The organism is Arthrobacter sp. 05L428, from assembly GCF_056397665.1.
Genome location: NZ_JBFTNW010000005.1, coordinates 63,371 through 74,305, shown reverse-complemented (window position 1 = coordinate 74,305; position 10,935 = coordinate 63,371). Strand labels below are relative to the sequence as shown.

Here is a 10,935-nt window from a genome sequence, read left to right as displayed (position 1 = left end):
AACCATTGGGCGGGGTTGCTCAGTCCTCGCTGCGGAGTCCCGGGTCCTTTTGCAGGCCGGTGAGGCCGTTCCAGGCGAGGTTGACCAGGTGCGCGGCGACTTCGCGTTTGTCCGGGGTCCGGCTGTCCTGCCACCACTGCCCGGTCATCGCGACCATGCCGACCAGCATCTGGGCGTACATGGCTCCGTCGGCTGCGCTGAAGCCGCGGTGGGCGAACTCGTCGGCCAGGATGTACTCGACCCGTGCCGCCACCTGCGAGAGCAGGGTGGAGAACGCGCCTTCGGGCTGGGACGGCGGGGCGTCGCGCATCAGGATGCGGAAGCCGTCGGTCCGGTCCTCGATGTAGCCCAGCAGCGCCAGGGCGGCCCGCTCCACCAGGACGCGGGGCTTGGCCTCCTCGGAGAGCGCGTCATTGATGGAGCCGAGCAGGATCCGGAATTCGTGCTCCACCACCTGGGTGTAGAGGCCTTCCTTGGAGCCGAAGTGTTCGTAAATCACCGGCTTCGAAACGCCGGCTGCGGCGGCAATCTCTTCGAGGGTGGTGCCGTCGAGGCCGCGGAGGGCGAAGAGTCCCCGGCCGATGCCGATCAGCTGGGTGCGCCGCTGGGGCCCGGTCATTCGCGACCTGGGGATGTAGCCGGAGGCCCGCACCGGCCTGCCGGTGCGGTGGTCCGCCCCTCCGGACACGCCTGCGCTGTTGCTCACAGCACCATCATGCCTTACAGCGGTGCCCGTCCCCGGGCGTTGAGTCGCACGAGCAACATCCTTCGTGGCAGAATTGTCTCTTGTGCCACCGGCTCGCTGCCGTGGCATGGTCCGCTCTGGTGTAATGGCAGCACCCCGGCCTTTGGAGCCGTGGAGTATAGGTTCGAGTCCTATGGGCGGAACTGTCGTGGGCGCCCGCAGCCGGAGGAACCGGTCCGGGCGGGCGGGGGCCGGCGGAAGTCCAGTAGGATGAAGAGCATGCCGCGACCGGAATGCGGTCCGGCACGGCCGCGCGGAGCCGGCAACAAGGTGGACCACCTGGCTGTCGCCCCGGGTCAACCGAGATCGACCGAGCAGCGGCACTGAGTCAGGCCACTGAGCAAGGAGAGCCCGTACGTGAGCCCCGAGAACACCGGCCCCGCCGCCGTCATCGTCCTAGCTGCAGGCGCCGGTACCCGGATGAAATCCCGTACCCCCAAGATCCTCCACGAGATTGGCGGTCGCTCCCTCGTCGGCCACGCCCTCAACGCCGCCCGCGCCATCCGGCCCCGCGAGCTGGCCCTCGTGGTCCGCCACGAACGCGACCAGGTCGCCGCGCACATCGCCGAAATCGACCCGCAGGCCTTGATCGTCGACCAGGACGACGTCCCCGGCACCGGCCGTGCCGTCGAAGCCGCCCTCGAGGCCCTCGACGCGCTCCACCCCGAAGCCCGGCTGAGCGGAACCGTCGTCGTCACCTACGGCGACGTCCCCCTTCTCACCGGCGAACTGCTTTCCGAACTGGTTGCCGTGCACGAGGCGGACGGCAACGCCGTCACCGTCCTCACCGCCGTCCTGGACGATGCCAGCGGCTACGGCCGCATCCTCCGCGGCGTGGACGGCACCGTGAACGGCATCCGCGAACACAAGGACGCCAGCGACGTCGAACGCGAAATCCGCGAGGTCAACTCCGGCATCTACGCTTTCGACGCCGGCGTGCTGCGGGACGCCCTGGTCCACGTCACCACGGACAACGTCCAGGGCGAGAAGTACCTCACCGATGTCCTCTCCCTGGCCCGCGCTGCCGGGGGACGGGTCGCCGCCGTCGTGACCGAGGACCGCTGGCAGGTCGAAGGCGCGAACGACCGCGTTCAGCTCTCCGCCCTCGGCGCCGAACACAACCGGCGCATCGTCGAGGCCTGGATGCGCGCCGGTGTCACCGTCGTCGACCCGGCCACCACTTGGATCGACGCCACCGTGACCCTCGACGAGGATGTCCGCCTGCTGCCCAACACCCAGCTGCACGGCTCCACCACCGTGGCGCGCGACGCCGTCGTCGGCCCGGACACCACGCTGACCGACGTGCGGATCGGTGAAGGCGCCAAGGTGGTCCGCACCCACGGGTCCGGCTCCACCATCGGCGCCAACGCCAGCGTAGGCCCCTTCACCTACCTGCGCCCCGGCACCGTCCTGGGCGAAACCGGCAAGATCGGCGCGTTCTACGAGACCAAGAACGTCACCATCGGCCGCGGCTCGAAACTCTCCCACCTCGGCTACGCCGGCGACGCGGAGATCGGCGAGGACACCAACATCGGCTGCGGCAACATCACGGCCAACTACGACGGCGAGAAGAAGCACCGCACGGTCATCGGCTCCGGTGTCCGCACCGGATCCAACACGGTGTTCGTGGCTCCGGTCCAGGTGGGCGACGGCGCGTACAGTGGCGCGGGCGCCGTGATCCGCAGCGACGTCCCCGCAGGCGCACTGGCCTTGACCATCGCCAAGCAGCGGAACTCCGAAGGCTGGGTCCTCTCGCACCGCCCGGGCTCCATCTCCGCCGCGCTGGCCGAAGCCGCCGGCGCCACCTCATCATCTTCCAGTACTCCGGCATCGACAGAAGAGGGCTAGCAAACATGAGCGAAATTACGGCACACGGGGAGAAGAAGCTGGTGCTCGCCGCCGGGCGGGCACACCCGGAGCTGGCGCGCGAGATCGCCAAGGAGCTGGGCACCGAACTGCTGCCCCTGGACGCCTACGACTTCGCCAACGGCGAGATCTACGTCCGGGCCGGCGAAAGCGTCCGCGGCACCGACGCCTTTGTCATCCAGGCGCACCCGGCACCGCTGAACAACTGGCTCATGGAACAGCTGATCATGATCGATTCGCTCAAGCGGGCCTCCGCCAAGCGCATCACCGTGGTCTCGCCGTTCTACCCGTACGCCCGCCAGGACAAGAAGGGCCGCGGCCGCGAGCCGATCTCCGCCCGCTTGGTCGCGGACCTGTACAAGACCGCCGGCGCCGACCGCATCATGAGCGTGGACCTGCACACCTCGCAGATCCAGGGCTTCTTCGACGGCCCCGTGGACCACCTGATGGCTATCCCGCTCCTCGCGGACTACATCCGCACCCGCGTCGGCTCGGACAAGATCACCGTCGTGTCCCCGGACACCGGGCGCGTCCGCGTAGCCGAGCAGTGGGCCGAACGCCTCGGCGGCGCGCCGCTGGCCTTCGTGCACAAGAGCCGTGACCTGACCGTGCCCAACCAGGCGGTCTCCAAGACCGTCGTGGGCCAGATCGAGGGCCGCACCTGCGTGCTGATCGACGACATGATCGACACCGGCGGAACCATCTCCGGCGCCGTCCAGGTGCTCAAGAACGCCGGTGCCAAGGATGTCATCATCGCCGCGACCCACGCCGTGTTCTCCGACCCGGCGTCGCAGCGCCTCGCCGAATCCGGCGCCCGTGAAGTCGTGGTCACCAACACCCTGCCGATCTCCCCGAGCAAGCACTTCCCGCAGCTCACCGTGCTGTCCATTGCTCCGCTGATCGCCCGCGCGATCCGCGAAGTGTTCGACGACGGCTCCGTCACGAGCCTCTTCGACGGCAACGCCTAGCGGCTAAGCAGCAACACCCAGCCGCGTGCCCGTCCGAGCACCCGGTACCCGGTGCCGGGCCCCGTTTTCGCTAAACGGGGCCCGGCACTGCTAAACTCGTTCCGATACCTTGGCGAGGGAGAGCACCGGTAAACCGCTTGCACGGAAAATGTGCGCGGTTGGCTGTACTGCTGGTCTCCGTAATCGACTGGGTCTGAATCTCCCTTCTGAAGGGCGGCCCGGCCGCCCGGCGTTGAAGGTCGCTGACAGACCTCCGCCCTTGCTGAACACCGTTCGTCCCAGAGGAGATATCCATGTCTGAGCAGAAGCTCGCAGCAGAAGTCCGCACCGAATTCGGCAAGGGCTTCGCCCGCCGCGCCCGCATGGCCAACCTGATCCCGGCCGTCATCTACGGCCACGGCGCAGAGCCGATCCACATCACCCTGCCGGCCAAGGCCACCACCCTGGCCGTCCGCACCGCCAACGCCCTGCTGTCCCTGGACATCAACGGCGAAGAGCACCTCGCCCTGGTCAAGGACATCCAGCGCAACCCGATCAAGCAGATCATCGAGCACCTCGACCTGCTGACCGTCCGCAAGGGCGAGAAGGTCACCGTTGACGTCCCCGTTCACGTCACCGGCGACGTTGCCCCGGGCAACGTCCACAACCTCGAGATGACTACCGTCTCGCTCGAGGCCGAGGCAACCCACCTGCCGACCGCCGTCGAGGTCAGCATCGAAGGCCGCGGCGCCGGCGAGCACATCCACGCGTCCGACCTCGTGCTGCCGAAGGGCACCCTCCTGCTGGCAGACGCCGACGCCCTGGTTGTCAACATCTCCGAAGCCGTCGAAATCGTCGAGGAAGAAGAGACCACGGAAGAGGCTGCTCCGGCCGCCGAAGCCGCAGAGTCCTCCGAGGCTGCCGCCGAGTAATTCCGGCGCATTCTCAGGTGGCCGGGTCCCGACGGGGCCCGGCCGCCGTCGTCTCCGCCCCCCGCCGCACCTGGCCCGACGCCCCAAGAAGGATTGATCCATGACTGACAGCTGGCTGATCGTAGGCCTCGGCAACCCGGGTGCCGAATATGCCCACAACCGGCATAACGTGGGTCAGATGGTGCTCGATGAACTCGCGCACCGGGTCGGCGGCGGCTTCAAGTCGCACAAATCCCGCGCCCAGGTCCTCGAGGGCCGGCTCGGTATCGGCGGTCCCCGCGTGGTGCTCGCCAAGCCCCTGAGCTACATGAATGTCTCCGGCGGGCCGGTCTCCGCGCTGGCGAAGTTCTACGACATCGAGCCCGCCCGCGTCATTGCCGTCCACGACGAGATTGACATTCCTTTCAACACCGTCAAGCTCAAGATCGGCGGCGGCGAGGGCGGCCACAACGGCCTGCGCGATATCTCCAAGGCGCTGGCCACGAAGGACTACCTGCGGGTCCGCGTGGGCGTGGGCCGGCCGCCCGGCCGGATGGACACCGCCGATTTCGTGCTGCGGGACTTCGCCGCGCCGGAGAAGAAGGAACTCCCGTTCCTGATCGACGCGGCTGCCGACGCGGTGGAGGCACTGGTCCGTGACGGACTCCAGTCTGCCCAACAAAAGTTCCACCCCGCGAAAGCCGAGTAGCCGCCCTCGCCCTGCCGAGTAGGCGGGAGCCCAGTGACACCCGCCCCGTCTCAAGGGCCGGTATTCCTTTCCAAGCGTCCCGGCTTGCCGTTATGATCTGTCTACTTGTCGGGGGATAGGGTTACGCTACTTCTAGGCGGACGGTTTCAGGTTTGCCGTCCGCACAGCGGTACGAAGGAAACTAGATGTCGAGGGATTCACTGGGCTGGGGGAATGTTTCCACTGCATTGGCACCGGCCGAAGTTCAAGAGGCCGCGGGGCCGGTGAATAGACACGCGTGGTCCGGTCTGGCACGCGGCGCCGATGCCGACCGCGTGCGGGCCGCCCTGACCGCGCCCGACAGCATGGGTGTGGTCATCACGGGGGACCGGGGAGTCGGCAAATCCCTCGTCGGACGCAGTGCCCTCGCCGGATTCGGTCCGGACGTCTTTACACTCCAGCTCCGAAGTTCCGGCTCCGGCTCCGCCACGCCCTACGGATGCCTCGCATTCACCCTGGCCCGGCTCCCGCAAAGCGCCCTCGGATCGCCCACCGCGATCCTGCACGGCATCACCTCGCTGATCCGCAACGACGCCGCCGGCCGAAAGTGCGTGATCCTGCTGGACAATGCGGGCTCCCTCGACGAACAAAGCACCGGGGTGCTGCTGAATCTGCTGCAAACCGGAACGGCCAGGCTCGTCGCCACCGCACAGCGCGCCACCGACCTGCCGCCCGACTTCTACTGGCTCATCACCTCCGGACAGCTCGCCGAGGTCCGGCTCGACACCATGACCGAGATCGAAACCCGGGAAGTGCTCCAGGCTGCGCTCGGGCACCGGGTCTCAACCGCCTTGGCAAGCCAGATGCACGAACTCGTCGGCGGCAGCCCCACGCTCCTGCAGGCCGTCGTGTCGGAGCAGATCGAACGCGGCAATCTGGTGCTGTCCGGCTCCGTGTGGACGCTGGTGGACGAGGTCGTGCTGGACGGGAAGACGGCGCTGGAGGACATCGTCAGGGCCCGGTACGCCAGGGAATCGCCGGAGGCGCGGGAAGTGATCGAGGTGCTTTCCTGCGCACGCTGCATGTCCCTGTCCCGGCTTGCCCGGATGTACGGCCCTGGACTCATCGCTGACATGGAGGATGCCGGGCAGATCGTCGTCGACCGCACCGACCAGCACCTCGTAACGCTCGGGGACCGGTACCTGGGCGACATCGTCCGGAACTGGCTGAGTGTCGAGCGCCGGCTGGAGCTGCGCGACAAGGTTCCCGGCCACCAGGAACATGAACTGGCGGAACTGACCGTCGAGGACCTGCTGGCCTACGCGGCCTGGACGCACGACTGCCACGCCGAGCTGGCGCCGGCCCACGCCCTGGCGGCAGCCCAGGCCGCTGTCCGCCTCTTCGACCCGAAGTTCGCGCTCAAGTGCGCCGGCAGCATCAGCTCCGGCGACGGCGAATGGCCCGCCGGGCAACTGCAGAAGGCCGCCGCATACCTGCAGCTGGGGCTTCCCCTGCAAGCGATGTCCGCGCTCGACGACATTTCCGAGGCACAGATCAACGGGCTGGAGCCGGAGACCTTCGCCGAGCTGGTTGCGGCCAAGGCCGATTGCATGGCGTGGCTGGAGGACCGCAGCGGGAAGGTGCCGGAGCTTATCCGGCAGGCCCGGCTGCGGCTGCAGGAATTCCGGCAGGGCGACCCGCCGGCCGGCGCTGAAGCACTGGCCCGCGCCGGCCTGTGCCTGGACCTGTGCGAGTTCAATTACCTGTCCTTCATCGGCGACTACGAGCCGATGATGGACCGGCTCCGCGCCGCCGCCACGGCCGCCGACGCCGACGCGCTGGACCCGGTGCACCGGCTCCGGACCTCGATCATCCTGATGGAAGCCCTCTGCGTGACGGGCAAGGAACTCGAGGCCCGCCAGCTGATGCGCGAGATCGGCGGGAAGCTGGGCGACTGGTCCAACGTCCCGCGTATCCGCGAGAACTTCGCCTGGCGGGCCTTCAACGTCCTGCTGCTCTCGGGCCAGTGGCGCCAAAGCATCGACATGCTCAAGGACGCCAGCGGGCGTGCCGGGCACGGCCTGCATTCCGGCAGCGCCGCCACCGACCTCGCCGTCGGGCTCGCCTATGTGTACGCGGGCCGGGGCTACCTGGCCCTTGACCCGCTGCTGGCCGCGATCGCCCAGCTTGAAGTCAGGACCAGCCTGCATGCGCTGCGGCAGGCCTACGCCGCAACGGCCTTTGCGTACGCGCAGATGGGCAATTCAGTGCAGGCCACCGTCTACCTGGACCGCGCACGCTCCGCCGACGGGCCGGCACGCTTCGTGGTCAGCAGTTCGACCGAGTTCTGCATGGATATGGCCTCCCGGTGGCTGGGCGACCCCGAAGCGAAAGACCGGCTGGTTCACGCCGCCGAGCGGCACTTCCGCAACGGCCGCTACACCCTGGCCGGGATCTGCATGCTGGGCGCCACGGTCAACGGCAGCGTCAAGGACTTCCAGTTCATGGAAGACATCGCAGCGCTCCGGCAGGGCCCGCTCGCGGAGCTGTCCCGGGTGGTGGCGGTCGGAAGCCGGAAGAAGGACGCCGTCGTGATGCTCGAGGCCGCCGGACAGGCGGCCGCGCTGGAGCTCGACGCCGTCCAGGCCAGGTGCGCGGCGCTCGCGTTCGACTTTGCCAAGGCGGCCGGGCTGGCGGGGACCGCGACTGCGGCGCACAACATGCTGGAGGTCCTGTCCGAATCGGTGCCGGCGCTGCCAATCGTTCCCCGGACCAAGGGGCCCCTGCTGACGGAGCGGGAGCGGCAAATTGCGGCCCTCGCCGGGAATGGAGTTTCCAACAAGGACATTGCCCTGGAAGTGGGTATTTCGGTTCGAACGGTGGAGGGGCACTTGTACCAGGTATTCACGAAACTCGGGGTGTCCTCGCGGAGTGATCTGCTTGGACTCATCTAGGGCCCGGGCGGAAGCGCCTGTGGAGGAGGAGAACCGCGTCCTGACGGGGCGCTCGGAGGACGTAAGCTCCGCGGTGGAGGCACTCCAGGGCGGCACGCGGGTCGCCGTGCTGCTGCTCGGGGACCACGGGATCGGCAAGTCAACGGTGATGGAGGCCGTCGCGGCCAAACTCAGCGGCGAGGTGACGCCGGTGCGCCTGCACGGCAGCCCGGCCCTGAGCCACGTGCCGTACGGCGTCCTGGCGCCGTTCATCGTCGACTTGCCCGTCGAGGACGCCACCTCCCAGCTGGCCGTTTTGCGGATCTTCTGGAGCTACCTCGAGGGGCAGCGGCGGGCGACCCAGAAACCTCTCCTGCTGATTGTCGACGACGCCCATGACCTGGATGAGGCGACGGCCGGTGTCCTCGTGGAACTCGCCGCCGCCGGCTGGGCAAAACTGCTCGTCAGCGCGGCGGCCCGCCCGGGACTGCCGGAGCCGCTCCTCCAGCTTTGGTTCGAGGGCATTGCCGAACGTCACGACCTGCGCCCGCTCACCCGGGAGCAAACGACCGAAATCCTGGTGCACCAGCTGGGTCCCCAGGTCCTGCCCAGCGTCGCCGAGGTGCTCTGGGAGGCGTCCGCCGGCAACCCGCTGCTGCTCAGCTGCCTGGTCGACGACGCGAAGAATGACGGTACGTTGCTCCAGCGCAACGGGGTGTGGCTGCTCACCCGCCCGCTGAACAGCCACGGGGAACGGCTGACCGACGTCGTCCGGCGCCAACTGCTCCGGCGCTCGGCCGACGAACGCAAGGCCCTGAACCTTGTGGCGCTGGCCGAGCCGGTGTCCCGGACGCTGATTGAAGCCTTGGTGGACGAAGCCACCGTGGCGGGGCTGATCGAAGAGGAGCTGGTCCGGGTTTCGGACGCCCCCCAGCCTGAACTGCGGCTGTGGCATTCGGTCTACGGCGACACTCTCCGGAACCTGATCTCCCCGGCACGCAGCCTCCAGCTCCGGCAGAGCCTGCTGCGGCTGATGGACCGGGAACCGGCGTCGGCCGAGGGCCTCCTCCGGCACGTCAGCTGGTCGATGGAATGCGGCGTCGAGGTCGAGGACCGGCAGCTGCTCCGGGCCGCGGTGCTCGCCAGCAGGCTCTTCGAGGACGACCTCGCCCGCAAGGCCGCGTCCCAGGTCAAGGACCCGGAGCTGCAGATCGCGGCGCGGTCGGTGATAGCACGCACGCACTACAACACCTCCAACCATGCCTCTGCCCGGGACATCCTGGAGGCGGATTTCGCCAAGGGACGCACGGTGACGAGCCTGCTCACCGGGTCCCTGCTGTGGGCGGCGGTCCTCTCCGCGCTGGGCCATTCCCCGGCCGACATCATTAAGCGCGCTGACGCACTGCTGCGCGCCGGCGAGCGACTCGCCGCGGAGAACCCCGGCGACGCCGACAGCATCCTTACCGCCACCCGCGACCGGGTGCGGACCATCCGCAGCATGGTCCTGGCACTCGCGGGCTACGGCGAGGGCGCGGCGGCCGCCGGAGCCCCGGACCGTGAAACCGGCGGCAGTGTTTCCGGCGGCGACGATGACCGGCCGCCAGCCGCCAACAATCTTGACAGGGCCTTCAGCCTGGCGCTCCAGTCGGAGCAGCTGCTGGTTCAGGGCAAACCTGACAGCGCCTTCGCGGCGGCCACGGCAGCCTTGGAAGCAGCCGGGGCCGACCACGGCGAACTGTATTTCCTCTCCGACTTCCTGGTGGTCCGCGCCGTCACAGCGGCTATCCACGCAGGGGACTGGACCGCGGCGGAAAGCCTGCTTGGAGGGTTCGTGGCGGCCTTTGGACCAAGCCTGATCTCGTTCGGCGGCGGGGTGCACGCGGCCACCGGCATCATCCTGCTCTACCAAGGCAAGGCGGCGGAGGCCAAACGGACGCTTCGTGCGGCGCTTGAGGCCCTGCGGGTCGCGGATCCCCAGCAACTGTTTTCCCTGACGGCGGCCATGGCCTTCGCCGCCGCCGCCGAGATCGGCGCCACGGAGAAAGCCGCAGGGTTGCTGGCGGACTACGAATCCGCCCGGCCGGCTGTCTCCAGGTACCTGCGGACGCTCTCCGAGATGGCAGTGGTGTACGGCAAAGCCAGGCTGGGCGGCCACCGTCGCGCGGCGGAGGAGCTGGAAAAACTGGGCAGGCCCGACGGCGCCGGCGACACCGCGGGACTGGAGTTCGACGCCCTGGCCTTCCGGCTGGCCCTCGGCGATACGGATGCCGCCGTGCGCCTGCGGGAGCTCAAGCCGGTACTGGAGGGCCGCCGGGCCGCGGCCGTCTGCGGCTACGCCGAGGCGCTCGGCACGGAGCAGCCCGCGCAGCTGATTGACGCCGCCAAGAGCTGCGAGGAAGCCGAACTTTGGGGCTTCGCGGGCCTGGCGTACGGCGCCGCCGCGAGCGCCTACCACGCCGCCGGCGACACGCTGCGGGAGCGGATGGCAGTGTCGCAGCAGCAGCGCTGCCGCGATCGTGCCGAGAGCCTGCCGGGGCAGGAACCGGCCGGGCCGGACGACACGCTCGGACTGCTGACCCGCCGGGAACGCGACATCGTGGCGCTGGCCGTCCGCGGCCTGAGCGACCGTCAGATCGCCGCGGAACTGCAGGTCTCGGTCCGGACCGTTGAGGGCCACCTGTACCGCAGCTACGCCAAGTTGAACATCAGCGGACGCGACGAACTTCGAAGGGTGGCCGGGGAGTAGGTGTTTCCTGCTTCGCCGGAGCGCACCACACCGGCGGCACTCGTAGACCGCCGGCGACTACTTGGTTTGCGGCCCGGGGGCGCCTCGGGGTTTCCGAGT

General features: G+C 68.8%; 7 protein-coding genes and 1 tRNA gene. 7 read left to right on the top strand and 1 reads right to left on the bottom strand.

Annotation, left to right across the window (positions count from 1 at the left end; translation table 11 throughout):
- Positions 1 to 19: 19 nt before the first annotated feature.
- On the bottom strand, positions 20 to 619 hold the full coding sequence (locus AC1DH3_RS11205) for a TetR/AcrR family transcriptional regulator (RefSeq protein ID WP_441418565.1): 600 nt from the start codon (positions 617 to 619) through the stop codon (positions 20 to 22).
- A gap of 197 nt (positions 620 to 816) precedes the next feature.
- Between AC1DH3_RS11205 and AC1DH3_RS11200 the strand changes: the two genes are divergently transcribed.
- The 7 genes from AC1DH3_RS11200 to AC1DH3_RS11170 all read left to right on the top strand — a co-directional run bounded on the left by AC1DH3_RS11200 (position 817) and on the right by AC1DH3_RS11170 (position 10,836).
- Positions 817 to 888, top strand: a tRNA-Gln gene (locus AC1DH3_RS11200).
- 214 nt (positions 889 to 1,102) lie between these two features.
- Positions 1,103 to 2,593: a bifunctional UDP-N-acetylglucosamine diphosphorylase/glucosamine-1-phosphate N-acetyltransferase GlmU gene (gene glmU, locus AC1DH3_RS11195; protein ID WP_476909342.1), complete on the top strand. Its 1,491-nt coding sequence runs from the start codon at positions 1,103 to 1,105 to the stop codon at positions 2,591 to 2,593.
- A 5-nt stretch (positions 2,594 to 2,598) separates the two neighbouring features.
- Positions 2,599 to 3,579: a ribose-phosphate diphosphokinase gene (locus AC1DH3_RS11190; protein ID WP_175322781.1), complete on the top strand. Its 981-nt coding sequence runs from the start codon at positions 2,599 to 2,601 to the stop codon at positions 3,577 to 3,579.
- A 293-nt stretch (positions 3,580 to 3,872) separates the two neighbouring features.
- Positions 3,873 to 4,490 (top strand): 50S ribosomal protein L25/general stress protein Ctc, encoded by a 618-nt coding sequence (locus tag AC1DH3_RS11185; RefSeq protein WP_476893227.1) that lies wholly within the window; start codon positions 3,873 to 3,875, stop codon positions 4,488 to 4,490.
- 100 nt (positions 4,491 to 4,590) lie between these two features.
- The gene (gene pth, locus AC1DH3_RS11180) at positions 4,591 to 5,178 is read left to right on the top strand and encodes an aminoacyl-tRNA hydrolase (RefSeq protein WP_441418445.1); all 588 of its coding nucleotides are present in this window, start codon (positions 4,591 to 4,593) and stop codon (positions 5,176 to 5,178) included.
- Between the two features lie 263 nt (positions 5,179 to 5,441).
- Positions 5,442 to 8,111: a helix-turn-helix transcriptional regulator gene (locus AC1DH3_RS11175; protein WP_476909341.1), complete on the top strand. Its 2,670-nt coding sequence runs from the start codon at positions 5,442 to 5,444 to the stop codon at positions 8,109 to 8,111.
- 19 nt (positions 8,112 to 8,130) lie between these two features.
- Positions 8,131 to 10,836 carry a helix-turn-helix transcriptional regulator gene (locus AC1DH3_RS11170; RefSeq protein WP_476909340.1) on the top strand — a complete coding sequence of 902 codons (2,706 nt, stop codon included), beginning with the start codon at positions 8,131 to 8,133 and terminating at the stop codon, positions 10,834 to 10,836.
- Positions 10,837 to 10,935: the final 99 nt, after the last annotated feature.